The sequence below is a fragment of the Pseudomonas brassicacearum genome (genome assembly GCF_003732265.1).
In the GTDB taxonomy this organism is placed as follows: Bacteria; Pseudomonadota; Gammaproteobacteria; order Pseudomonadales; family Pseudomonadaceae; genus Aquipseudomonas; species Aquipseudomonas brassicacearum_D.
In genome coordinates, this window is the sequence record NZ_MOBK01000006.1 from 1,021,760 (window position 1) to 1,046,089 (window position 24,330).

Below are 24,330 nucleotides of genomic sequence, written 5' to 3' on the forward strand. Positions count from 1 at the left end.
ATGGTAGCGGCGGTGGTCTGAGTGTAAAGCTGGTTATCGACCCCCGCCACAAGGACGTTCCTTTTCCCTCCGAACAAGCCCCGACATGTTCAGACCTCTCTTCGTATTTATTGGCACGCGTTATACCCGTGCAAAGCGTCGCAATCATTTTGTGTCGTTCATTTCCCTGACTTCAATGATCGGTCTCGCCCTCGGCGTGGTGGTGATGATTGTGGTGCTGTCGGTCATGAACGGCTTCGATCATGAGATGCGCACCCGCGTGCTGGGCATGGTGCCCCACGCGACCATCGAGTCCGGCGAGCCGATCAGTGACTGGCAAAGCCTGGCCGCCAAGGTCAAGCAGAACCCGCAGGTGACGGCCGTGGCGCCGTTTACCCAGATGCAGGGTTTGCTGACCAACAACGGAAAAGTCTCCAAAGTCCTGCTCAATGCCATCGACCCTGCGCTGGAGCGCAACGTCTCGATCATTGATAACTTCATGCAGCAGGGCAAACTCGACGATCTCGTGCCGGGTGAATTCGGCATCGTCATCGGCGACAAGGCCGCGGCCAAGCTCGGTGCGGCCCTCGGCGACAAGCTGACGTTTGTCGCGCCGGAAGTCACCGTGACCCCGGCCGGCATGTTCCCGCGCATGAAACGCTTTACCGTGGTCGGCATCTTCCATGTCGGCGCCGGTGAGCTGGACGGTTACCTGGGCATCACCAACTTGCAGGATCTGGCCAGGCTGCACCGCTGGAAGCCGGATCAGGTGCAGGGCATCCGCCTGAAGTTCGACGACCTGTTCCAGGCGCCGCGCACCGCGTGGAGCATCGCTCAACAACTGGGCGAAGACCGTTATTACGCCCGCGACTGGACCCGCACCCACGGCAACCTGTATCAGGCGATCCGCATGGAAAAAGCCATGATCGGCCTGCTGTTGTTGCTGATCGTCGCCGTTGCCGCGTTCAACATCATTTCCACACTGGTGATGGTGGTGAACGACAAGAAGGGCGATATCGCGATTCTGCGCACCCTGGGCGCCACGCCGCGCACGATCATGGCGATCTTCATGGTGCAGGGCACCGTCATCGGCGTGGTCGGTACGCTGATCGGCGCCGTGGTCGGGATCTTCGCCGCGTTGAACGTCAGCGCCGCGATCTCGGCCCTCGAAGGCGTGATCGGCCATAAATTCCTCAACGCCGACGTGTACTTCATCGATTACCTGCCGTCGCAAGTGCAGAGCCAGGACGTCTTGATGGTCTGCGGCGCGGCGTTGGTCCTGAGTTTCCTCGCCACCCTGTATCCAGCCTGGCGTGCCGCGCGCACCCAGCCTGCGGAGGCGCTACGTTATGAGTGAGTCGGGCATGAGTGATAAAGCAATCTTGAGCTGCCGCAACCTGGGCAAATCCTACGAGGAAGGCCCTGAGTCGGTGGAAGTGCTGGCCGGTCTGCAACTGGAGTTGCACCCGGGCGAGCGTGTGGCGATTGTCGGCACCTCGGGTTCGGGCAAAAGTACTTTGCTCAACCTGTTGGGCGGTCTGGATACGCCGACCAAGGGTAGCGTCTGGCTCGACGGTGAAGAACTGTCGGCACTGAGCGAGAAGAATCGCGGCCTGCTGCGTAACCGTTCCCTCGGCTTCGTGTACCAGTTCCACCACTTGCTGCCGGAATTCACCGCGCTGGAAAACGTCTGCATGCCGTTGCTGATCGGCAAGACTGCGATCCCGCAAGCACGTCAGCGCGCCACGGCATTGCTGGAGCGGGTAGGGCTGGGCCATCGCCTGGAACACAAACCGTCCGAGTTGTCCGGTGGCGAACGTCAGCGCGTCGCCATCGCCCGTGCCCTGGTGAACAAGCCAGGCCTGGTGATGCTCGACGAGCCGACCGGCAACCTCGACTCCCACACCGCCCAGGGCATTCAGGATTTGATGCTGGAACTCAGCACCTCGATGCGCACCGCGTTCCTGGTGGTGACCCATGACATGAACCTGGCTCGCCAGATGGATCGCGTCCTGCATTTGCAGGAAGGTTGCCTGACGCCCATCTGATTGACCGAAACCCGGCGTCTTGAACGACGTCGGGTCTTTTATTTTTATACGGTGCCCAGCGAATGTTCAGACCGTTATCGATCTTCATCGGCGCGCGCTATACCCGCGCCAAGCGCCGCAATCGCTTTGTTTCCTTCATCTCGATGACCTCGATGATCGGCCTCGCCCTCGGCGTGCTGGCGATGATCGTGGTGTTGTCGGTGATGAACGGCTTCCAACGCGAAATGAGCTCGCGGATCCTCGGCATGGTGCCGCACGCGACCATCGTCGGCGTGAATCCGATTGACGATTGGCAGCCGGTTGCAGCGGCGGCGATGAAAAATCCGGAAGTCACGGCCGCGGTGCCGTTCACCGAGATGGAAGGCATGCTGTCCTACAAGGGCACGATGCAGCCGATCCAGGTCAGCGGCGTCGATCCGGCATTGGAAGGCAAGGTCTCAATCGTTGCCAAGCACATCGTTCAGGGGCGTCTGGATGCCTTGAAACCGGGTGAATTCGGCGTGGTGATTGGCGAGATCACGGCACGGCGTTTCCGTTTGAACGTCGGCGACAAGATCACCCTGATCGTGCCGGAAGTCAGCACTGCCCCGGGCGGGATTACCCCGCGCATGCAGCGCCTGAACGTGGTTGGCGTGTTCAAGGTCGGGGCTGAGCTGGACGGTTCGATGGCGTTGATCCACGTGGCCGATGCCGCGCAGATGCAGCATTGGGAGCCGAATCAGGTGCAGAGCGTGCGCCTGGCGGTGAAAGATCTGTATGCCGCGCCGCAAGTGTCGAGCGACATTGCCAGCGGTTTGGGGGCTGCCTACAAGGCCGACGACTGGACCCACACCCAGGGCAGTCTGTTCAGTGCGATGAAAATGGAAAAAACCATGATCGGCCTGCTGTTGCTGATGATCGTCGCGGTGGCGGCGTTCAACATCATCGCGACCCTGATCATGGTGGTGAACGACAAGGGCGCGGACATCGCGATCCTGCGCACCATCGGCGCCACGCCGGGGCAGATCATGGCTATCTTCATGGTCCAGGGCACCGTGATCGGGATTGTCGGGACCTTGATCGGCGGCGTGCTGGGCGTGATTGCGGCGTTGAACGTCAGTGAACTGGTGGGCTGGATCGAGCGGGTAAGCGGGCAGCACATTTTCAGTTCTGATGTGTATTTCGTCAGTAACCTGCCTTCGGAACTGCAGGGCGGGGATGTGCTGTTGATTTGCTCGGCGGGGTTTATCTTGAGCTTCCTGGCGACGGTCTATCCGGCTTGGCGCGCGGCGAAGATCGAGCCGGCTCACGCGTTGCGGTATTCGTAAGCCGTTACACCGCCTTCGCGAGCAGGCTCGCTCCCACATTAGATCTGACTCGACTCGGACCATTGTGGGAGCGAGCCTGCTCGCGAAGAGGCCAGACCTGCGGCCCTCAATCTCCTCTGGGCAACTCAATCACAAACCGCGTCCACCCACCCTCCGATTCGCAACGAATCTGCCCGCCATGGGCACGCACGATCGACTGCGTAATCGCCAGCCCCAACCCCGCATGTTCGCTGCTGCCTTCCTGGCGCGCCGGATCAGCCCGATAAAACCGGTCAAACAATCGCGGCAGCAATGCCCCGTCAATCCCATCGCCACTGTTCTCAACCGTCAGGGTCACCCCTTTGGCCTGCTCGACAATCCGCACCCGAACCACACCCTCGGCCGGCGTGAACCGCAACGCATTGTCCAGCAAATTGGACAGCGCCCGGCGCAACATGCTGCGGTCACCCTCCAGGTGCGCGTTACCTTCCCGCGTGAGCGTCACCCGAGCGTCTTCCGCCAGCAGCGCAAAATACTCCAGCAACAGATCCACTTCCTGCGCCAGTTCCAGCGGTTCGCGCTTGGGCGTCAGTAATCCGTGATCCGCCTTGGCCAGGTACAACATGTCGTTGACCAGTTGCGCCATCCATTGCAGTTCTTCGAGGTTGCTGTGCAGCGCCTCGCGGTAGTCCTCGATGGGCCGGGGGCGGGTGAGGGTGACCTGCGTGTGGGTCAGCAGGTTCGACAGCGGCGTGCGCAGTTCGTGGGCGATGTCGGCGGAGAACGCCGAGAGCCGTTGAAAAGAGTCATCAAGGCGTCCGAGCATGGCGTTGAAGCTGTGGGCCAATTCCGCGAGTTCTGGCGGCATGTTCTCTTCGGGCAGGCGCGCATTCAGTGATTGTGCCGAGACTCCGCGGGCGACCGCACTCATGCGCCGCAACGGGCGCAACCCGCTGCGCGCCGCCCAGGCACCGAGCAGGGCCGTGGCCAGTGCTGACAACCCCACGGTCAGCCAGATCAGATGCTGCATGCGTTGCAGAAAGTGCTGGTGATGAGTGATGTCCAGCAACAAGGTCAGTTGCGGGGAGTCAGGTTTATCGACAAACAACGGCGCATTCAGCACGCGGTAGTCGGTGCCGCCGTCGTTCAAGGTCGACAAACCGGGCGTCTGCGGCAGCTTGTCCGGCAGCTTCGTCGAACTGTCATACCAGCGCTGGCCATCGCTGCCGGTGATACGCAGCGACAGATCGGCCTGGCGGCTCAATTCATCCGCGAGTCTGATTTTGCTCTCGCTGGATTGAATGTCGTGAAGCGCCCGGCGCAATCCAATCAGCTTACCGTCCAGCAATTGCTGATCGAGCTCGACGAAGTGCGCCTCGCTGGCGCGACTGAACAACACCCCGGCGAACAGCGAAACCACCGCCGTGCAGGCCGCAAACAGCAACGCCAGACGGCTGCTCAACGAAAGACGCCGCATCAGGCAACACGCTCTTCAAGGACGTAACCCATGCCGCGCACGGTGTGGATCAGTTTGTTGGGGAATTCGTCGTCGATCTTCAGGCGCAAACGCCGGATGGCGACTTCGATCACATTGGTGTCGCTGTCGAAATTCATGTCCCAGACCTGAGAGGCAATCAGCGATTTGGGCAGGACTTCGCCCTGACGACGCAGGAGCATTTCCAGCAAGGCGAATTCTTTGGCCGTGAGGTCGATGCGCTGGCCGCTGCGCTCAACGCGACGGCGGATCAGGTCCAGGCGCAAATCGGCCAGTTGCAGGCTGGTTTCCTGTGGCGAAGCGCTGCCGCGACGCAACAGGCTGCGCACCCGGGCCAGCAATTCCGAGAAGGCGAACGGTTTGACCAAGTAATCGTCGGCACCCAATTCGAGGCCGTGGACCCGGTCCTCCACCGCGTCACGCGCCGTCAGAAAAAGCACGGGCGTATCGAGGCCGGCACTGCGCACCGCTTGCAGAATCTGCCAGCCATCGCGACCAGGCAACATCACGTCGAGAATCAACAGCGCGTAGTCGCCGCTCAGCGCCAGTTGTTGCCCGGTGCTGCCATCGGCCACCAGTTCGGCGTTGAAGCCCGCCTCGGTCAGGCCCTGGCGCAGGTAGTGGCCGGTTTTCGGTTGGTCTTCGACGATCAGCAATTTCATGGGCGACTCTGGGCAAATGGAACGAACGCGTTATACCGTGGGCAGCGTTATGACAGGTCAACCTGACAAAGTTGTAATCTGGCTGTCAGGTTGCGGGCAGTGACCGCAGTCTAGAGTTTTCCACAGGCTGAACCTTATCTTGTTGGAGTACGACGATGTTTTTGCGCAAACCTATACTGCGGGTGGCGTGTCTGTTGGCGTTGAGTTCGCCGGTGTGGGCTGGCCCGGCGCAGTCCTACGACTTCGGCCAGCCCGCTGCGGCGGCCCAGGCGACTCGCAGTGTTGAAGTGGTGATGGGCGACATGTCGTTCACCCCCAAGGCAATCGACATCAAGGCCGGTGAGACCATTCGTTTTGTGCTGGTGAATAAAGGGCAGTTGCTGCACGAATTCAACCTGGGGGACGCGGCGATGCATGCCAAGCACCAGCAGGAAATGTTGCAGATGCAACAGAGTGGCATGCTCACGCCTACGGGCATGAAGGAAATGGACCACGGTTCGATGGCGGGTATGGATCATGGAATGATGAAGCACGACGACCCCAATAGCGTTCTCGTCGAGCCGGGTAAAACCGCCGAGCTGACCTGGACCTTCACCAAGGCCGCCAGCCTGGAATTTGCCTGCAACATCCCCGGCCATTATCAGGCGGGCATGGTCGGCAAGTTGACTGTCAGTCAGTAAGCACTCAATGGCGGGCGCAAAGGCTGGTAGAATCCGCTGATTCTTCAGTCAGGTTTCCGCCATGCATCCCGCAGCCGAACACTCGCCGCTGGGCAAATCCAGCGAATACATCGCCACTTACACGCCGTCCCTGCTGTTCCCGATCCCGCGCACCGCGAAATGGGCCGAGCTGGGCCTGACGGCTGAAACCCTGCCGTATAAAGGCGTGGATTTCTGGAACTGCTTCGAGCTGTCGTGGCTGTTGCCGTCCGGCAAGCCAGTCGTGGCGATTGGCGAGTTCAGCATCCCGGCGGATTCGCCGAACATCATCGAGTCGAAGTCGTTCAAGCTGTACCTGAACTCGCTGAACCAGACACCGTTTGCCGATACGGCGAGCCTCGAAGCGACGCTGGCGAAAGACCTGTCGGCGGCTGCCGGCAAACCGGTTGGCGTGCGCATCCGCAGCCTCAAGGACGTTGAAGCCGAAGGCGTCGTCGCCTTGCCCGGCGTGTGCATTGATGACCTGGACATCAGCGTCAGCAACTACGAGCATCCCCGTCCGGAACTGCTGCGTTGCGATGAATCGCGCATCGTGGAGGAGAGCGTGCACAGCCATTTGCTCAAATCCAACTGCCCGGTCACCAGTCAGCCGGACTGGGGCAGCGTGGCGGTGGAATACCGTGGCGCGGCGCTGGATCACGCGAGTTTGCTGGAATACATCGTGAGCTTCCGTCAGCACTCGGACTTTCATGAGCAGTGCGTGGAGCGGATTTTCCTCGACTTGCAGCGGTTGTTGAAGCCGGAGAAGTTGACGGTGTATGCGCGGTATGTGCGCCGTGGCGGGCTGGATATCAACCCGTACCGCAGCACCGAAACCGTTCAACTGCCGAACCATCGCCTGGTCCGCCAATAAAGCACTAATGTGGGAGCGGGCTTGCTCGCGAAAGCGGTGTGTCAGACACCATCAATACTGACTGACACACCGCTTTCGCGAGCAAGCCCGCTCCCACAGTGGATTGCATTGCAACTCCTGGATATTAAAAAGCCCCGCTATCGCTAGCGGGGCTTTTTTGTATCCGGCGGGTTCAGATCCCGATGTTGCCCAGGGTTTGCGCGATGTTGCGCAACGTGCCGGCAATAACAGGGTGTTCCAGTTCAAAGCGTTCGACGGCCAGGTTGACGCCGTCGGCGAGGCTGGTGTCTTGGGTTGAGCTTTCCAGTTTGATCTCGGCTTCAATCTGCGCCATCAACTCGTGCAGGTTTTTGCGCTCATCTTCGTTGAGCGGTGGATTCTGTTCCAATTGCTCGCGCAGAGTATTGAGTTGTTCTTGCAGTTCGCGGGCAGGCATGGCGTTCTTCCTTTTATCGATAGGCACTGGCATAGACCGCAGCCTCGCGCCAAAGGTCTATGGCTGACCTTTAGATTAATCCACTTGCGCACAACCTGCATGATCTCGGTCAGGGCTTTTCGCCCTTGAGCCGGCGCAGGCTGATATCGGCCAGGCAAGTGTCGAGGTCGCCGAGATGATCGATCACCGAATGCACACCCAGCCCGAATAGCTGCATCGTCGCCTTGCCGCGCAGGTGCTCGCGTTCCTTTTGGGTCAATGCATGCCATTCGCCGGGCGCGAGGCCGCAGAGCGATCCGCAGGACGCCAGGCCAATCGTCCACAGCCCGGCATTCAGCCCCGATTGCAGCAACCGTGGTTCGCCACTGACCAGCACGCAGCCGTCCAGGCGTTCGACATTCAACGCCATCAGGGCTTGCCAGCAAGCGTTCGGGGCAGGCCATGGATTGATTGTTGCGGGATGTTGCGATGAGCTGATCCAGGAGGGCAGGGTGACGGCCAGGGAATGGCTGAGGGCGGGGGGTAATTCATCAAGCCAGGCGCAGGGAATTTGTTGGCGCTGCAGACTGAGCAGGCTGTCCAGCGCGCCGGGAGTAGCCTCGGCGTGCTCGGCAGAATATGCCCCGTGTTGGCGCGTCCGGGCACCGAAATCCACCAGGCAACCACTGAGGCCGAACAGGACGGCGGTCAAGCTGGGTGCTGCAACGGGCAAGGTTTCGGCGTGCGGCATAGGAGCGTCCCTGAAATAGTGACAAGGCTATGCGGCGTCAGTGACAGTTGAGTGACATTGATGTGAAACGCTCTCAATCGGGACTATTCATCTGTAGGCGAATGCGCGGGAGGCTGCCTAAACCGGCTTTTCCGTCTTATACTTGCCAGCTTAATGCCCGGGCCAAGTGCCCGCGCCAGTAAAATCCAAGGAGTTTTTCTATGCGCTGGAGCAATCATCTCGCTCAGCTTTTTGTGTGTGCCAGCGTGTTGCTGGTTCCGTTTGCGGCTCAGGCTGCTACGGAAGACGATCCTTGGGAAAGCGTTAACCGTCCGATCTTCAAGTTCAACGATGTGGTCGACACGTATGCACTCAAGCCTGTGGCTCAGGGCTATGAGTTCATCACGCCGCAGTTTCTGGAAGACGGCATCCACAACATGTTCCGCAACGTCGGTGACGTCACCAACCTGGTGAACAACATTCTGCAGGCCAAACCGGCCGCTGCGGGCACCGACACTGCACGTATCATCTTCAACACCACGTTCGGCCTGCTGGGCTTCTTCGATGTGGGCACCAAGATGGGCCTGAATCGTAACGACGAAGACTTCGGTCAAACCCTCGGCTATTGGGGGATGGGCAGCGGTCCTTATGTGATGCTGCCGCTGTTGGGCCCAAGCACCTTGCGTGATGCGCCGTCCAAGTTCGTCGACAGCTACACCAGCCCGTACCCGTACATCAACGACGTGCCCGTGCGTAACTCGGTCTTCGGCCTGAACATCGTCGACACGCGCGCCAGCTTGCTGTCGAGCGAGAAGCTGATCACAGGCGACAAGTACACATTCATCCGTAATGCCTACTTGCAGAACCGCGAATTCAAAGTCAAAGACGGCCAGGTTGAAGACGATTTTTAATCACGACCGATAAAACCAGGAAGGCGGCCCACTGGGCCGCCTTCTTTCGTTTGGATCCGCCTTATTTCATCTTCAAGATTGTAAGCCCGAGTTTCTGACCTTCACCGTCCAAAGACTTCACCCACACCACTTCAGTGTCGGCCTCAAGGCCTTTTAACGCGGCGTGATCGGAATCGATGCGCACGTTAAGCCGGTCGCCCACCTTGAACTCACGCTGCGCTTCAACCTGCATGCCACTGCTGGAAAGGTCGATGCAGACGGCTGGCACCTCATCACCTTCATGAATCAACGACACATCGGCATCGACTCGCATGCGGATGAAATCGCGCTTTTCGCTGTAGTCCCGACCGGTTTGACTCATGGGCTCGATCCTTCCATTGGGTTACGGATTTGTCTGTTCTTATAACTCCCGGTGATTTGACAAGTAAAGACGCCAAGCGACCATCGGCGTGAGCTTGAAACACCTCTCGGATGGGAGTACCGTCTGCGCCTTAGAAGGGCACCTCTGGTGTACAGGTAAGTAGGGCAAACGCTCGAAAACGGTGCAATAGAGAGGCTAGAAAGCGAATCCAGTAGTGTGAGCCGGGCTAAAACCCGTGCCTGCTACGCCAACCTAATTCTGGCGCCGTTTGCCCACATGCCAAAAACCAGTGCCACGCTGCTGATAATCGATGATGACGAAGTAGTGCGCGCGAGTCTCGCGGCCTATTTGGAAGACAGTGGTTTCAGTGTCCTGCAGGCCAGCAATGGCCAACAGGGTCTTCAGGTATTCGAGCAAGACAAGCCCGACTTGGTCATCTGCGATCTGCGCATGCCGCAGATGGGCGGACTCGAACTCATTCGCCAGGTTACCGAACGGTCCCCGCAAACGCCGGTGATTGTGGTTTCGGGTGCCGGCGTGATGAACGACGCGGTCGAGGCACTGCGCCTGGGCGCGGCGGATTACCTGATCAAGCCTCTAGAAGATCTGGCCGTGCTCGAGCACTCTGTGCGCCGGGCCCTGGATCGTGCGCGCCTGCTGCTGGAAAACCAGCGCTACCGCGAGAAGCTGGAAAAGGCCAACCGTGAGCTCGCCGCCAGCCTGAACCTGCTCCAGGAAGACCAGAATGCCGGTCGGCAGGTGCAGATGAACATGCTGCCGGTCAGCCCCTGGACCATCGACGAGTTCCAGTTTGCACACCAGATCATTCCGTCGCTGTACCTGTCGGGTGATTTCGTTGACTACTTTCGGGTCGATGAGCGTAGGGTAGCCTTCTACCTGGCAGACGTTTCCGGGCATGGCGCTTCTTCAGCGTTCGTCACCGTGCTGCTGAAGTTCATGACCACGCGCTTGCTGTTCGAATCCAAGCGCAGCGGCACATTGCCGGAATTCAAGCCTTCAGAGGTCCTTGGTCATATCAACCGAGGCCTGATCAGTTGTAAGCTGGGTAAACACGTCACAATGGTCGGTGGAGTCATCGACGAGGAGACAGGTTTGTTGACCTATAGCATCGGTGGTCATTTGCCGTTGCCTGTGTTGTACACGCCAGACAGTGTTCGTTATCTGGAAGGGCGCGGTCTACCGGTGGGCCTCTTCAATGAAGCCACCTACGAAGACCACGTGCTGGAGTTGCCGCCGACGTTCAGCCTGACGCTGATGTCTGATGGCATTCTGGACCTTTTGCCAGAACCCACACTCAAAGAAAAAGAAGCGGCGTTGCCCCAACGGGTCAAGGCTGCGGGCGGCACCCTGGATGGGCTGCGGCAGGTTTTTGGATTGGCCACGCTTGGGGAGATGCCGGATGATATCGCCCTGTTGGTGTTGAGCAGGAATCTTTAATGAGTACCGGTAGAATCCAGTTCGCCGAGCAGGATGGCACCTTCGTCCTGAAATTCGTCGGTGAAGTTCGCCTGACCCTGTGTTCGGCGTTGGATGCGACTATTGATCGGATCTTCACCGCGTTGAATTTCAACGCGATCGTGATCGACCTGACCGAAACCCGCAGCATCGACAGCACCACCCTTGGCCTGCTGGCCAAATTGTCGATCCTGTCGAGGCAGAAAGTCGGCCTGCTGCCGACGGTCGTCACCACCCACGAAGACATCACCCGATTGCTGGAATCCATGGGTTTCGAGCAAGTGTTCAACATCGTTGACCAGCCTGTGCCGTGCCCGGAATGCCTGGACGACCTGCCAGACCAGGATCAGTCCGAGGAAGTGGTGAGGATCAAGGTTCTTGAAGCCCACAAAATCCTCATGGGCCTTAATGACCACAATCGCGAAGCGTTCCATGACCTGGTGAATGCGCTGGAGCGTCACTGATCGCTTGAAGTTACTGGCACAAAAAAGGGCGAACCCACCAGGGTTCGCCCTTTTTGCATTGCGCTAACTCAAATCACAGCTTGGCTTGCAGCAGAGCCTCAAGCTTCTCCTGGTCGCGAGCAAACTGACGAATGCCCTCGGCCAGTTTCTCGGTCGCCATTGCATCCTCGTTGGACAACCAACGGAACTGCGCTTCATTCAAGCTCAAACGCGCCTCACCGGCATGCCCAGGCGCCAACTTGCGCTCCAGCTTGCCAGTATCCGCCGCCAGCTTCTCCAGCAGGTCCGGGCTGATGGTCAGGCGATCACAACCTGCCAATTGCTCAATCTGGCTCAAGTTGCGGAAGCTCGCGCCCATCACCACAGTCTTGTAGTCATTGGCTTTGTAGTAGTTGTAGATGCGGGTCACCGACTGCACGCCCGGATCATCCGCGCCGGTGTAGTCGTTGCCGTTGGCTTTCTTGTACCAGTCGTAAATCCGGCCCACGAACGGCGAGATCAGGAACACACCTGCATCGGCGCACGCGGCTGCCTGAGCAAACGAGAACAACAGCGTCAGGTTGGTCTGAATGCCTTCTTTTTCCAGTGTCTCTGCGGCGCGAATGCCTTCCCAGGTGGAGGCAATCTTGATCAGCACGCGGTCACGGCCAATGCCGGCCTTGTCGTACAGCTCGATCAGACGGTGCGCACGCTTCAATACGGCGTCAGTGTCGAACGACAGGCGCGCATCCACTTCAGTGGAAATGCGGCCCGGGACAACCTTCAGAATCTCTTGCCCGACTGCAACGCCAAAACGGTCGCTGGCCAAGCCCACATCGCCTTTGCAATCGTGAACGCAGGCGTTCAGCAATTCGGCGTAGGCAGGAATCGCCGCGGCTTTGAGCAACAGGGAAGGGTTAGTGGTGGCGTCCACCGGTTTAACGCGAGCGATCGCTTCGAAGTCGCCGGTATCGGCAACCACGGTGGTCATTTGTTTCAGTTGTTCCAGCTTGGAAGTCATGGGCGTGCTCTGTCCTGTGGGTCTAATGACATTACCCGAGCGCTGACAGCCACTCAAGGGCGCATGTACGTATCAATGGCCCCAGCGGCAACAACCTGAAAACGGCTGTTTGAATGGCGGGGCACGGTATCGGTTAATACGATGCCAAAACCGGGCACAGGTTCAAGGTAACTGACCGCTGACGCCTTATCTTGTCGGGGGCCGCTGTTAAAAAGGGTCGGAGCCTGCCGTTATAAGATGTCAAATAGTGAGGCCCGGATGCCGTGTAACGTGTTGCTGATAAATGGATGTATCGGACGGGAAGATGACTTCACAGGGGAAGCAGGTGTCTGGAAATGTGGAGGCATTCGATGACCTCATCTTGGGTTATGTCCTGAAGAAACTCACCGAAGTATTTGAAGAATTGATGGCGGTTTCAAAAAACAATCACCCGGATAATTTGCAGGGTGTGGTGGAAATGGGCAGGGTTAAAGCCGCAAAAAATATTCCCGGTTGGTTGCAGCGAGTGAAACACAGCACGCCTTCTCAGGTTACCCGCGTAATGATTGAGCAAATGAACGACGCGCAACAACGTCAGCAAGACCTGCGCGTTGAAGCGCAAGTCGTATTGTTGGAATTGCTGGTGGAAGCCTCGCTGGCGTTCGACGCGACAAGATATTCCGAAGGTAAGAACAAAAGCCTGCATTAACCGCGCAGGCCGTTATTCGCTATTGTGCTTTTAACAGCGTCTTGACGGCCGCTTCCGCTGGTTTTGATTTGCCATCAGAAGACATTAACCCAAAACTTCTTTCACGATCATTGCTGCCTGAGTCGCTGTTTTTCCATTCGTAAAGAGAGGTCAGCGGTATGTTCAGCTGTTTGACGTCGGTTATGAACTTACTAATGCGTGATGCTTGTCCGGTTGTTCCTCCAATGGAGCTGAGCGATGGCACTCCCCATTCGGTAATCACGCCGGGTACATGGAAGTTATTGAGAATAAATGCTTGAGCACTGCTGATCTCGGTGCCCGACATACCATAAGGATGATACGAGACAGCACTCAGGCATTTCGGATACTCAGTAGTGATTTTAGTCAGTGCTACGGTCGACTTGGAGCCTGTGGTTGGCGCCCGTGCGAATCCAAACCCGATCAGCGGTGTTGAATGATCGCGCTGTTGTAACCCTTTGCACACGGCGCTCATGAACGGCACAAACGTTACTTCAAAATGCTGCGTGGGCCAGTATTTTGGCAAGTCCGGTTCATTCCATATTTCTATGGCCACAAGCTGCGTGCTGAAGGTGTTTTCCAGGCCGATGACCGAGTTTGCGAATGCCGCGCCTGCGCTGGCGAGCTCATCGCCACTGCTGTTCGTTTTGCCGGTCAACGCTTTGGTTGAACGAACGGTCATCAATACCGGCAGGTTGGCGGATTTGGCGGCCGCGAACGCTTCATTGATCTGATTCTGGTACACCGGGCTGTTCAAGCTGTTGGTCCATACGCCAAAGCGCACGAATCCGAAGCCTGAATCCTTGATCTGCCGGGCATCGGTGGCAGAGAAGTTTTGAATCTTTACCTGAACGCCTATGGTCTTGTTGTCCTCCGCCAGTGCTGGAAAAGCCTGGCTGGCGTTAGCGTGATTGAATGTGCCGAGTATCAACAGCGTTGAAGCGGTAATACATCGAAAACTCGCTGAGGTCATGTCTGATTCCTGAGGGGGCAAGTAATACAGCCATATCATCAATCCGCTATTACCGGTGCACCATTGTTATTTTTGGTCGGAAAAATAATGCGCAGATTACTGTCGTTATTTTTGGTCCGGCTATTCTGGTTGGGCGTTTTTTATGTGTCGTGGTATTTAATATCCTTGTATTTCCATGATCGATCCATCTCTGAATGCGGGACCGATCTTATCGGTTCACTCATATCCCCGCTACACATTGGCCGATTCGACACTACACGGGAAGAGTAGCCTTGTTCAGAAAGATACTTATCGTATGCGTGGGCAATATTTGCCGAAGCCCAACAGCTGAAATGTTGCTGCGCAACGCGCTGGAGTCTTCGAATATCTCGGTAACCTCCGCGGGGCTGGACGCGCGGGTGGGCGAGTCTATGGAGCCCAACGCACTTTCCGTTCTCGAAGAAAAGGGGCGCGCTGCCAAAGGGTTTAAAGCGCGGCAAATAACGCCGGCGATTGTTAATGAATCAGACCTCATTCTGGTCATGGAAAAAGAGCATGTAAAAGGCGTGCTGAATATTGCCTCGCACGCGAGGGGCAAAGTGTTTCTTCTGGGCAAGTGGCAGAGTGAGCGCGAAATAAAGGACCCGTATCGTCAAGGAAAAGCTGCTTTTGTCCATGCTCATGCATTGATTGAAGATGCTGTTTGCTCATGGGCACAGCGCCTCGGACGTTGATGGATGATTTTCAGATTAGTATTAAAGGTAAAAGAATAGACCTTATGCAGTTACCGTCAGTAGTCAGCAGCCGGGATAAAGATGGAGACGAGATTGATCTTCTCGGCTTACTGGGCACATTGATTGATCATAAATGGTTAATAGGTGCCATCACCGGTGCGTTCATGGTGACCGGCGCCGCCTATTCGATACTATCGCCACCTGTGTATTTGGCGAACGCGTTGGTACAGGTCGAACCGAAAAAGAACGACATGTTGGGGTTTTCGGATATCAGCAGCATGCTGGGTGGCCAATCCCCGGCGGCGACCGAAATCGGAATTATCAAATCCCGCGCGGTCATCGGTAAAACCGTCGATGACCTGCGTCTGGATATCGTGATAACGCCGAACACCTTTCCCGTGGTGGGCGGTTTTATCGCACGGCGATACAAGAGCACCCCGACGGAAAGTGTTTCACCTGCTCGCTTCGGCATGAGCAGTTATGCCTGGGGTGGCGAGCGCCTTGATATCGAAAAGCTCAAGCTGCCCGATGAACTGCTGGGTAAAAAATTGACCCTGGTGGCTGAAGAGCAAAATCGCTTCAAACTCTACGATGATAATGGTGGTTTGTTGGCCGCCGGCACCACGGGCACCGCGGTTGTAGAAAATGGGGTCGAGGTGCTTGTCGCGCGCATGGCCGCGAATCCGGGCACTACATTCGAAGTCGTTCGCAATCCACGGATTGTCACCATTCAGAATTACCAGGACGCTCTCGATGTCTCCGAGCAAGGTAAAGAGTCGGGCATTATAAGCCTGGCCCTTGCCAGCACCGACTACACGCTGGCGGTGAAGATTCTAAACAAGGTCTCGACGCTCTATGTACAGCAGAATGTGCAACGCACCTCTGCCGAGGCGGCCCAGAGCCTGGACTTCCTGCAGGCGCAACTGCCTCAAGTCAAAGAGGATCTGGTCAAGGCCAGCAATGCGCTGAACAGCTATCAAACCCGCGGTAACACCGTAAACATCTCACTTGAAACCAAGTCTGTTCTGGAGCAGATGGTGGTGCTGGATACGCGCATCTCCGATCTGAAGCTCCAGCAGGCGGACCTGGATCGAAAGTTCACCCGAGAACACCCGGCCTACCGCGCCTTGATGGCTCAAATCGGCGATTTGAGCAAACAGCGCCATGGCCTGGAGAAGAAGGTTCAGGATCTTCCGGCAACGCAGCAGGAGCTGTTGAACCTCACTCGTGATGTGGAAGTGGCGACACAGATTTATACCCAGTTGCTGAATAAATCCCAGGAACTGGACATCATCAGGGCAGGGGCGGTCGGCAATGCGCGGTTGATCGATACTGCCGATGTCGATACCACAACCCCGGTCAAACCACGCAAAGCCCTGATCGTTCTCATTGCAACTTTCCTTGGCGCGTTTGTCGGTGTTGCCTTGGTGTTGGTGCGTAAATCCCTGAGTCGCGGACTAGAGGGGCCGGAAGCCATCGAACAGCTTGGGCTGCCGGTTTATGCCTCTATTCCGTACAGCGATTTGCAACGGGAAGAAGACAGCAAAAAACTTCGGCTGGGCGACGGCGTCAACACCCCGTCTTTTCTGTTGGCCCTGCGTAATCCCACTGACCTGTCAATCGAGTCGATACGCAGCTTGCGAACCTGTTTGCATTTTGCGGGGCTGGATGCGACCAACAACCGGATCATGATTTCCGGGCCGAGTCCGCAGGTGGGCAAAACGTTTGTGTCCTCGAACCTGGCCGCGGTCATTGCCCAAAGCGGGCAGCGGGTTGTACTGATCGATGCCGATATGCGCAAAGGTCATCTGCACAAGACCCTGGCAACGCCGATCACCAATGGTTTATCCGATCTATTAACCAAGCGCTGCAGTATTGAGCAGGCGATCAATAGAGTTGAAACGGATAACTTGCATTTCATTAGTCGTGGGCAGGTGCCGCCTAACCCGTCAGAGCTGTTGATGCATGCCAACTTTCGAGAGCTCCTGGCAGAACTAAGTGAGCTCTACGATGTGGTGATTATCGATACTCCACCGCTTCTGGCAGTGACGGATGCTGCCATCGTAGGACGTGAAGCCGCCATTAATCTGATTGTGACTCGCTTTGGTGTGAATCCTGCCAAAGAGATCGAATTGACAATCCGTCGATTTGCGCAAAACGGTATCGAGTTGAAGGGCGCCATTTTTAACGGCGTCGAGAAACGCGCGTCCAGCTATTACGGTAATGGCAGTTATGGCTATTACAACTATGAGTACGCCTCTGACAAGTCCTGATGCGAGTTCTATCTACCAGGTAGTCGAGTTGAGAGTGGTTTAACGATCGTTAACCACTTTTAACGCTGCTTGCCTGCGACAAAGTTCATGGAGATAGGTGGAATATGAAAAAAATACTGCACGTTGCGGAAACAATCAAAGGTGGTGTTGCGACGGTCATCCGTACAATATCGACCCCTCCTCAGGACCACGCACTGAAGTATGAACTGGTTTATCTGGTTCCATTCGATCAGAAGAAAGAGCTGCACGGTATTGATGAGAAAAACATCAGGACCTTTTCCCGGAACAAGCGCGACGTCCTGTCTCTGTTGCGGTTTGCCTGGAAACTGGCCTGTGTGATTTTCAAGGAGAAACCGGATGTCGTGCACTTGCACAGCACGTTTTCCGGGGTGATCGGCCGGTGTGTGTGTCTGGTCATGCGCCCTTGGCGGTCACCTAAAATTGTTTACTGCCCGCACGCATTTTCCTTCTTGATGGAGAGTTCTCCGGTCAAACAGAAAGTGTATTCGCTGGTTGAGCGGGCTTTGCAGAAAGTGACTGACGTCATTATCTGCGTCAGTCAGTATGAAATGGATAAAGCCGCATCGTTTGGTATCGATCGTCACCGTATGAAGCTGATCTACAACGGTATTCATTATAAAAGTGATGAGAGCAAGACCAGCGACAGCACGGACATTCATCTTCTGTTTGTCGGTCGACTGGACTACCAGAAAGGCTTCGATCTTTTGCTCAAGGCGTTCGCCGAAGTCGAGCGAACTGACCTGAGACTCACTGTCGTTGGCAGCGCGGTCAACGAAGACACCGTCGAGTGCCCCGATATTGATGCCGTGGAATACCTGCCTTGGGTGACGCCGGCTGAAGTAACCGAACTGTATAAAACGGCGGATGCCCTGATTGTGCCAAGTCGCTGGGAGGGCTTTGCCATGGTGCCTCTCGAAGGGATGGCCATGGGCGTGCCGGTGATCGCCAGTGACTGCACATCGCTGCCAGAGCTGGTGACGGACAACATCACGGGTTACCTGTTTTCGACCGGAGACTACCAGGCGCTGGCCAGCATTTTGCTGAATATCAAAAAACAAAAGCTGCTGGAACTCGGCACTGAAAGCCGCAAGAAAGTGCGCGAACAGTTCAGCGCAACGTTGATGATCCAGCAAACCTATGACGTGTATTCCGCTCAAACTTATTAAGTAGAAATCAAGATCATGAACGTAACTATTTTGCATGGCTACAGTGCGTCGAACTCGGGTGATGGGCTTCTCGTGGATTTGGCAATTGCCATGGTGCTGCGCAACTTTGGTGCAGACACGTTAATAAACGTAGTTGCGTCAGACCCACAGTCATTCAGTTATCTTCCGTATAAGCGGTATGACGCGCCGGTCATGGCGGCTAAAGGATTTGGTCGAGTGAAAGAGGCGGTTTTTCTTAACCAGTCCTACGCGCCCCTGGCCGATCTGTTGAAAACCACCGACCTGATCGTCGGGGTAGGCGGTGGGTACATGCGCTCGAAAAGCACCTTTGAACACATCAAGCTGAAACTGGGTCATGCCAAACAGCTTGAAACGGCGATCAAGAGCAAGGTGCCGTCGGTTTATCTTCCACAAAGCATCGGTCCGTTCCATGGCGAGAGCAGCAAAATCGTAGAACACTACGCCAGTGCCGATGCGGTATTTGTCAGGGACAACCGATCGTCGGCCATTTTTCAATCCCACGAAAATGTCTACCGGGCACCGGACCTGGCGGTTCAGGCATTAGCGAAAAAGATCCTGGTGCAACCCAAGTTCACCCGCTGTGCTGCATCTCCTGCCGTAGTCTGCGTTGTTTTACGCAAGCCGCCGGAATGGAGCAAAGAGAAGAAAGTTGCGTACGTTGCGAACCTGAAGCTTCTATTGCAAAGACTAAGGGCGAAAAGCAAAGTGGTCTGCGCTGTGCAAAGTGCTGTGCGCGGCAACGACGATGGCGCGTTTTACAGGGAGCTCGGCATTACCGAAGCCCTGTTGCCCTTGAAGGCAACACTGGCGAAGTATCAGCCAGACCTGGTTATTTCCGTCCGGTTGCATGGGGCGATTGAGTCACTCCTCGCCGGCGTACCTGCTTTCCATATCAGTTATGAACGCAAAGGCTTCGGTGCGTATCAGGACATGGGCGTGGAGGACTGGGTGATCAACGGCGCAGACATCAATGTCGACACCGTCATCGACACGGTTTATGCCCCCAACGCGCTCACCCGATTCGGCAAGAAACTCACGGACACCTGTAAAGAAATCGAAGCCAAAACGGTGCAGATGGACAATATCATCAAAGGGATTGTTCGATGATATTTCGGTTGTTGCTACGGGGAGGTGCACTAGGCGCAAAGTTTTTGCTGGTGTTGGCCATCACTCATTATCTGGGTTATGACGCATTGGGTTTTTACGGCGTCGTGGTCGCTGCCTCTTTGATAGCCTCGAAGTTTTACAGCGTCGGGTTCAGTTCTGAAATCAATCGGCTGATCAGCGTCGGCGGCAGTTCGCGGCTCGTTGTCGATAGGGTATTGGTCCTGTACCTGGCCGTTGGTTTGTTGTTGTCGGTGGTCACGGTCGCCCTGTACTCGCTCTTCAGTGATGTTGAAGCAAGTGCCGCGTTGATCGCTTGCGTCACGCTTCTGCTGCTCACCGAGCATCTTTCCTTCGAAATAAACTCGTTTGTTTTTTCGGCGCAAAAAGCCAACTGGGGCGCGGTACTGTTTTTCATAAAAACCGGGCTCTGGGCGCTGCTTGCTGTCGCGGGATTGATGGCGGGCGTGGTGTCCAGCATCGCCAGTGTTCTTTGGCTTTGGGTGATCACCAACCTGCTGGTCATCGTGGCCGGTTACTTGATTGTGGTGAACGTTCACAAGGGACGGGAAGTCAATGTCGTCACCACCGTTTCTGTGTGGCGAGCAGGGCTGCCCTTTTATCTGGGTGGCGGCCTGATCGCACTCAGTCAGTACGCCGAGCGTTTTCTTATTCTGGACATTGAACCGTACGCCAGTCTCGGCAAGTACGTGTATTCCTGGTCTGCGGCCAACACCTTGCAGGCGCTGTCCTATGCGGTTGTTGCCGTCGTCGGCATTCCGGTACTTGCCAAGCGTTACAGGAATAATCAACAGGCGCTGACAGTCCGGCAACTGTTCCTGAATCAATGGGTGTTGCGCTCACTCATTGTTTCCGGTGCGGTGGCGGTGCTGATTTATGCCTTCTTTAATGTCCTGCTGGATTACGTGGACGTGGCAGTCCCGCGCCCGGATAACAGGATTTTATCCATATTGATTTTCTCCTTTGCCCTGCGTGCCGTCGGCGACATCGTATGGGGAGGTCTTATTGCGTCGAAGAACAGTCGGGTGTCGCTGGCCAGTGCGGCGATATGCCTGATGGTTTCACTGCCTGTCAGCTATGTACTGATTAAACATTATTCAATTTATGGCGCGGCGTGGGGGAACGTCTTCTCGATTACGGTGCAGTTGGTCGTTATCGCTTTGCTGACCAGGTTTGCCCGGGCGAAGGGGGCGTTGTAATGGCTTTGTCTCTGCCTTCCATAGAGTTTCGTGGACGAAAACTCGACTCGTCGATCTCGTTCCTGATTTTGTTCTGCGGTCTTTTTCTGTCCATTGCGATGCCGCTGCTGATGCACCGGGATCCAGGTCCGGATGCGATGACGTTGTGGTCGTCATACGTTCGTTCAGACAACTGCAACTTCTGGAATCCCTTCTCGCCAGACCGGTCTTCTTACGAATGCTCCGCTTACCTGCTACGTCCCACCGGGATAAACCTGACCAATGCCTGGGCCTACGGGATGCTGTGCAATCTTTTTCTGACGTCGATCCCGATCTTTATCTTCAGAAGAATACCGATAACGATTTTCCTGACCTTGTGTTTGTGGGGCGTGGTCCGGTCGTTCTTCCTCGATAACCTGACCAAGGAAATCATTGTCTCGGTGGCGGTGATTGCCATTCTGGTTTTTTCATTTTCGAAGCGATACCGAGCGGGCTTTTTTCTGTCTGCGCTGTTTTATGGCGTGCTGATCCGGCCCTACTGGATCCTGTTTTCGCTGGTCTGGGTTGGCGTGTGCGTGATGAAAAAGCATGTGTCGCGTTTCAGCTTTTTCCTGATGTTGTTCGCGTTCTATCTGGCGATCGCAACAGCGATTCAGCTGCTGGTCGGCTATTCGGTTTCGTCCATTCGGGCCAGTAACAATGAACAACGGACGCTGGGCGAGGAGGGCTCAAAGTCATTGATCGTGTCGTGGATCAACGGCGGTGATTTCGTATCGCAGGCCGTGGATTCGATGAGCATCTTTTTCAGGTTGTCGTTCCCGGTGGAGTTAATACTTTTATCGGGCCTGGGGCAGATCATCTTTGTTGTCCTGATGATGATGACCTCGTTGTTGATGTTCAAAATGATGACGTCGAGTCACTACAAGGGCTCGCTCATCGAACCGAAAGTCAAAGAGCTAATCGCTATCCCACTGTCCTTTTTATTGGTGCAGGGGCTGTTCGAGCCTGACTTCGGCTCGTTTGCCCGACATTTCTCCATGGTGGTGCCGGTCCTGTTTCTGGGGCTGGGGTTGCAGTTGCGCTCAAAAAAACCTGAGTCGGTTGATTCAAGCGCCTTGAACTGAGGTTTGTGGTTTATGCAAAGCAAGAAAAAGTCGTTGGAAATAGAAACGCTCAGAGGCCTGGCGTGCCTGCTGCTGGTGCTCTATCACGTGATAGGGCCGCTCGGCGGTGGACTGAAAATTGACCTGGGCTCACCTTTCCGAATCCTGGCGGACTCGATGGTGTACGTCAGGATGCCGTTGTTCACCTTTATATCGGGCTATATCTATTCCATTTACAAAATCAGAGGCAATGACTTCTCTGCTTACTGTGTGGGCAAGGTCAGAAGGTTGATCGTGCCGCTGTTCTTTGTCGGTGTTCCATTTTCGGTGCTGCAGGCTGTGGCGCCGGGGGTGAACAAGGACGTCGGGTTGATGGACGCCTTGTTGTCGTTTTACTTGCCGGTTAACCACTTCTGGTTTTTGCAGGCGGTTTTTATCATATTCATGTTTGTCGGGTTTCTGCAGTGGCGCGGTCTGTTACAGACGCCGACGCGCCTGTACCTGTTGTTTTTGTTTTCCGCAGCCGTGTTCCTGATGCCGCTTGTTCCGGTCGATGCGTTTGGCATTAACGGTGCTATTTATCTGCTGCCATTCTTTGTGACGGGGATGATTTGCCACGAGAATGTCGACGTTTTAAAGCGGTCGCTGAAAGTGATCGGGCCCGTGGTGTTCGTCCTGATATCGGTCGCGCTGCTCTACATTGCCGCCGTGGATCGCGAACTCATTGTCGATCGCCGGAGTCTGGTCGGATTGCTCGTTGGCTGTACTTCCTGCATCGCGCTACTGTCGACCGACATGCGCTCGAAAGTGCTGATCTGGCTCGGTGGATACTCCTACGCGATATTCCTCTTTCACGTGCTGTTTGCCGCCAGTTCACGGTTCGCTTTGGGACGCTTGGGCGTCACGGATGAAAGCGTCCTGGTCTTAGGCGGCGTGCTGTGCGGATTGTTGGGGCCGGTGGTGCTGGCGAACGTGTTCAGCCGTTTCACCCTGACCTCTGTGCTGTTTCTGGGCGAGCGGGCGAGCGGCAAAAAGACCCTGGCGCAAGGACTGAAGGTGTCTCACTCCTGACCGTCAAATAAAGGAAGAGGCCAATGGTTTATATCGATGATGTACGTCCCGTTTCGACGCCGGTTATCGAGGTGCGAAGTTCATTCGAACGGCTTTCCGGACTGGGCAAGGGTAAGTCGGGGGAGGTGCTGGACATCTCGGTGATAGGCGACAGCTACAGCGCCGGGCAGGACTTTTATCTGAATGACCTCACTCAGCGCCTGGCGAAAGACTTCGGTTTCGCCGGGCCTGGCTATGTCGGGTTTAACCACGGCACCGCGCTCGGTGGTACGAACTTCAAGTACACCCGTAGCAACAAGCAATACTTCGGTGGTGATTGGGACGTTTCCAGTCTCGGGCAGGCGAGTCCGGACAGTCGCACAGTGACCGGGCAGGCGGGTGCTTACATTGAGATCGACTCTAAGCAGACGGCCGTGATCAACACGTCCATTAGCCAATCCAAACTGCTCTACCTGGGCAACGGTAAAACCAGTGAGATGAGGTATCGGTGGACACCTTCCGACACGTGGCAGTCTTTGACGATGGCGGGTTCCGGGATTCAGGAAGTGCAATTAAGTGTCCCCACCACTGATGATTGGGCGTTAAGGCTCGAAGTGGTGAAGGGTGCTCCGACATTGTTTGGCTTGTGGATGGCCAATGACCGTGGCGGTGTCCGGGTCTCCAAACTTGCTGCTTCGGGCGCCGCTTCCGCTGACTTCTATAACAGCGACAGCCAATGGCAGGCCCAGTGGAAGGCCGTCGTTTCAAAGATACCGGCAGACGTTTACCTGATTATGTTGGGTGGCAACGACCAGGGGTTTGGCGTGAAGCCCAAGGATTATCTGGAAAACATGAAAGGCTTGGTGCAGATGGTTCGCGAGGTTCATCCCGCAGCGAGCGTCAATGTGATCCTGCGTGAGGACACAACACGTTCCAGTGCCTATCCTATGACGGACTATGCCCAGGTACTTGAACCGTGGGCGCGTTCGCAGAACATTGCCTACTGGGATTTGCAGTGTACGTTCGGTCCCGACTTCAAACGTTATGCCAGTGACGGACCGACCCCCATGATCGGCCCGGACAAGATTCACCCCATCCCGGGTTCGGGAGGTCGGCTTATCGCCGATTACTTTTATCGACTGCTGGTCGGTGAGCCGCCATGTGCTGCCGCTTTAAAGTAACCCTTTACCGTTCAAAGTGTTCCAGCTGACTCAGCAGCTCTGCGGTTTTCAGAGGCATGAGTTCGGGATCACACCGCGTTTCAACATTGATGACGATCGCCGGGTCGCTGTAGCGGATGCGAACCCGGAATCGCCAATCGTTGAAAATCACTTTAAGCCCGTCTCGTTCATCGATATCCAGAGCCTGGTCGGCATATAGACTTTTCAGGTGAGCCAAGAGGGAAAGCGGATCCCTGATCGGGCGATGGATATCGCCCGAAGAGGGGAATACCCCGATCCGCTCAACCAGCAGGGTTGTGCCCAGCCAGGCAGCCGTGTCAAAGGATAACGACGGCGCTTTTGACAGCCAGGCCATCATTCCGAAGTTGCTCGCTTTCAGTTCGGTGTCTACCGAGCGTTTTGCAGTGGTCATAGTGGCCTG

General features: G+C 56.1%; 25 protein-coding genes. 17 read left to right on the plus strand and 8 right to left on the minus strand.

The window, feature by feature from the left end; all coding sequences use genetic code 11:
• The first annotated feature begins 85 nt into the window (after nucleotides 1-85).
• From BK660_RS17640 to BK660_RS17650, 3 genes are all read left to right on the plus strand, one after another.
• Complete coding sequence (locus BK660_RS17640) at nucleotides 86-1,336, plus strand: lipoprotein-releasing ABC transporter permease subunit (RefSeq protein ID WP_123434322.1); 1,251 nt, start codon at nucleotides 86-88, stop codon at nucleotides 1,334-1,336.
• Nucleotides 1,337-1,343: 7 nt separating this feature from the next.
• The gene (lolD, locus tag BK660_RS17645) at nucleotides 1,344-2,027 is read left to right on the plus strand and encodes a lipoprotein-releasing ABC transporter ATP-binding protein LolD (RefSeq protein WP_185045107.1); all 684 of its coding nucleotides are present in this window, start codon (nucleotides 1,344-1,346) and stop codon (nucleotides 2,025-2,027) included.
• Nucleotides 2,028-2,089: 62 nt separating this feature from the next.
• On the plus strand, nucleotides 2,090-3,334 hold the full coding sequence (locus tag BK660_RS17650) for a lipoprotein-releasing ABC transporter permease subunit (protein ID WP_123434324.1): 1,245 nt from the start codon (nucleotides 2,090-2,092) through the stop codon (nucleotides 3,332-3,334).
• 106 nt (nucleotides 3,335-3,440) lie between these two features.
• Here BK660_RS17650 and BK660_RS17655 read toward each other — a convergent pair whose 3' ends face one another.
• The gene (locus tag BK660_RS17655) at nucleotides 3,441-4,790 is read right to left on the minus strand and encodes a heavy metal sensor histidine kinase (RefSeq protein ID WP_123434325.1); all 1,350 of its coding nucleotides are present in this window, start codon (nucleotides 4,788-4,790) and stop codon (nucleotides 3,441-3,443) included.
• The gene (locus BK660_RS17660; protein WP_123434326.1) at nucleotides 4,790-5,470 is read right to left on the minus strand and encodes a heavy metal response regulator transcription factor; all 681 of its coding nucleotides are present in this window, start codon (nucleotides 5,468-5,470) and stop codon (nucleotides 4,790-4,792) included. Before BK660_RS17660 ends, BK660_RS17655 begins: the two co-directional genes overlap by 1 nt.
• A 155-nt stretch (nucleotides 5,471-5,625) precedes the next feature.
• Here BK660_RS17660 and copI point away from each other — a divergent pair, with 155 nt between their 5' ends.
• A complete protein-coding gene (gene copI, locus BK660_RS17665; protein ID WP_123434327.1) occupies nucleotides 5,626-6,150 on the plus strand; it encodes a copper-resistant cuproprotein CopI in 525 nt (174 codons plus the stop codon).
• 61 nt (nucleotides 6,151-6,211) lie between these two features.
• Nucleotides 6,212-7,042, plus strand: a complete 831-nt coding sequence (queF, locus tag BK660_RS17670) for an NADPH-dependent 7-cyano-7-deazaguanine reductase QueF (RefSeq protein ID WP_027921667.1) — start codon at nucleotides 6,212-6,214, stop codon at nucleotides 7,040-7,042.
• Nucleotides 7,043-7,214: 172 nt separating this feature from the next.
• Here the strand turns inward: queF and BK660_RS17680 are convergent, their stop codons facing one another.
• Together BK660_RS17680 and BK660_RS17685 are read right to left on the minus strand one after the other, a co-directional pair.
• Nucleotides 7,215-7,478: a DUF4404 family protein gene (locus tag BK660_RS17680; RefSeq protein ID WP_123434328.1), complete on the minus strand. Its 264-nt coding sequence runs from the start codon at nucleotides 7,476-7,478 to the stop codon at nucleotides 7,215-7,217.
• Nucleotides 7,479-7,587: 109 nt separating this feature from the next.
• Nucleotides 7,588-8,208: an HAD superfamily inactivated hydrolase PcrP gene (locus BK660_RS17685; protein WP_123434329.1), complete on the minus strand. Its 621-nt coding sequence runs from the start codon at nucleotides 8,206-8,208 to the stop codon at nucleotides 7,588-7,590.
• Nucleotides 8,209-8,408: 200 nt separating this feature from the next.
• On the opposite strand from BK660_RS17685, the gene BK660_RS17690 reads away from it, so the two are divergent.
• Nucleotides 8,409-9,098 (plus strand): MlaA family lipoprotein, encoded by a 690-nt coding sequence (locus BK660_RS17690; RefSeq protein WP_123434330.1) that lies wholly within the window; start codon nucleotides 8,409-8,411, stop codon nucleotides 9,096-9,098.
• A gap of 61 nt (nucleotides 9,099-9,159) precedes the next feature.
• On the opposite strand, the gene BK660_RS17695 is transcribed toward BK660_RS17690, so the two are convergent.
• On the minus strand, nucleotides 9,160-9,459 hold the full coding sequence (locus BK660_RS17695) for a PilZ domain-containing protein (protein ID WP_123434331.1): 300 nt from the start codon (nucleotides 9,457-9,459) through the stop codon (nucleotides 9,160-9,162).
• A 276-nt stretch (nucleotides 9,460-9,735) separates the two neighbouring features.
• Between BK660_RS17695 and rssB the strand changes: the two genes are divergently transcribed.
• Nucleotides 9,736-10,917, plus strand: a complete 1,182-nt coding sequence (rssB, locus tag BK660_RS17700; RefSeq protein WP_007943679.1) for a two-component system response regulator RssB — start codon at nucleotides 9,736-9,738, stop codon at nucleotides 10,915-10,917.
• A complete protein-coding gene (gene rssC / locus BK660_RS17705; RefSeq protein WP_007943680.1) occupies nucleotides 10,917-11,399 on the plus strand; it encodes an anti-sigma factor antagonist RssC in 483 nt (160 codons plus the stop codon). The genes rssB and rssC overlap by 1 nt, the downstream gene beginning before the upstream one ends.
• A 73-nt stretch (nucleotides 11,400-11,472) precedes the next feature.
• Here the strand turns inward: rssC and tal are convergent, their stop codons facing one another.
• The gene (gene tal / locus BK660_RS17710) at nucleotides 11,473-12,399 is read right to left on the minus strand and encodes a transaldolase (RefSeq protein WP_123434332.1); all 927 of its coding nucleotides are present in this window, start codon (nucleotides 12,397-12,399) and stop codon (nucleotides 11,473-11,475) included.
• A gap of 283 nt (nucleotides 12,400-12,682) precedes the next feature.
• On the opposite strand from tal, the gene BK660_RS17715 reads away from it, so the two are divergent.
• Entirely contained in the window at nucleotides 12,683-13,087 is a 405-nt protein-coding gene (locus BK660_RS17715; protein ID WP_259698508.1) for a hypothetical protein, read from the plus strand.
• Nucleotides 13,088-13,106: 19 nt separating this feature from the next.
• On the opposite strand, the gene BK660_RS17720 is transcribed toward BK660_RS17715, so the two are convergent.
• Nucleotides 13,107-14,078 (minus strand): glycosyl hydrolase family 5, encoded by a 972-nt coding sequence (locus BK660_RS17720; protein WP_123434334.1) that lies wholly within the window; start codon nucleotides 14,076-14,078, stop codon nucleotides 13,107-13,109.
• Nucleotides 14,079-14,350: 272 nt separating this feature from the next.
• Here BK660_RS17720 and BK660_RS17725 point away from each other — a divergent pair, with 272 nt between their 5' ends.
• The 8 genes from BK660_RS17725 to BK660_RS17760 all read left to right on the plus strand — a co-directional run bounded on the left by BK660_RS17725 (nucleotide 14,351) and on the right by BK660_RS17760 (nucleotide 23,909).
• Nucleotides 14,351-14,791: a low molecular weight protein-tyrosine-phosphatase gene (locus tag BK660_RS17725; RefSeq protein WP_123434335.1), complete on the plus strand. Its 441-nt coding sequence runs from the start codon at nucleotides 14,351-14,353 to the stop codon at nucleotides 14,789-14,791.
• A 44-nt stretch (nucleotides 14,792-14,835) separates the two neighbouring features.
• Nucleotides 14,836-17,064, plus strand: a complete 2,229-nt coding sequence (locus BK660_RS17730) for a polysaccharide biosynthesis tyrosine autokinase (protein WP_123434336.1) — start codon at nucleotides 14,836-14,838, stop codon at nucleotides 17,062-17,064.
• A 104-nt stretch (nucleotides 17,065-17,168) separates the two neighbouring features.
• Nucleotides 17,169-18,251, plus strand: a complete 1,083-nt coding sequence (locus tag BK660_RS17735; protein WP_123434337.1) for a glycosyltransferase — start codon at nucleotides 17,169-17,171, stop codon at nucleotides 18,249-18,251.
• A 15-nt stretch (nucleotides 18,252-18,266) separates the two neighbouring features.
• A complete protein-coding gene (locus tag BK660_RS17740; protein WP_123434338.1) occupies nucleotides 18,267-19,379 on the plus strand; it encodes a polysaccharide pyruvyl transferase family protein in 1,113 nt (370 codons plus the stop codon).
• A complete protein-coding gene (locus BK660_RS17745; RefSeq protein WP_123434339.1) occupies nucleotides 19,376-20,596 on the plus strand; it encodes an MATE family efflux transporter in 1,221 nt (406 codons plus the stop codon). Before BK660_RS17740 ends, BK660_RS17745 begins: the two co-directional genes overlap by 4 nt.
• Nucleotides 20,596-21,699: a hypothetical protein gene (locus tag BK660_RS17750; protein WP_123434340.1), complete on the plus strand. Its 1,104-nt coding sequence runs from the start codon at nucleotides 20,596-20,598 to the stop codon at nucleotides 21,697-21,699. The genes BK660_RS17745 and BK660_RS17750 overlap by 1 nt, the downstream gene beginning before the upstream one ends.
• A 12-nt stretch (nucleotides 21,700-21,711) precedes the next feature.
• The gene (locus BK660_RS17755) at nucleotides 21,712-22,749 is read left to right on the plus strand and encodes an acyltransferase family protein (RefSeq protein WP_123434341.1); all 1,038 of its coding nucleotides are present in this window, start codon (nucleotides 21,712-21,714) and stop codon (nucleotides 22,747-22,749) included.
• A 23-nt stretch (nucleotides 22,750-22,772) separates the two neighbouring features.
• Nucleotides 22,773-23,909, plus strand: a complete 1,137-nt coding sequence (locus BK660_RS17760; protein WP_123434342.1) for an SGNH/GDSL hydrolase family protein — start codon at nucleotides 22,773-22,775, stop codon at nucleotides 23,907-23,909.
• Nucleotides 23,910-23,913: 4 nt separating this feature from the next.
• Here the strand turns inward: BK660_RS17760 and BK660_RS17765 are convergent, their stop codons facing one another.
• Nucleotides 23,914-24,321, minus strand: a complete 408-nt coding sequence (locus BK660_RS17765) for a phosphohexomutase domain-containing protein (RefSeq protein ID WP_123434343.1) — start codon at nucleotides 24,319-24,321, stop codon at nucleotides 23,914-23,916.
• Between the last annotated feature and the right edge of the window lie 9 nt (nucleotides 24,322-24,330).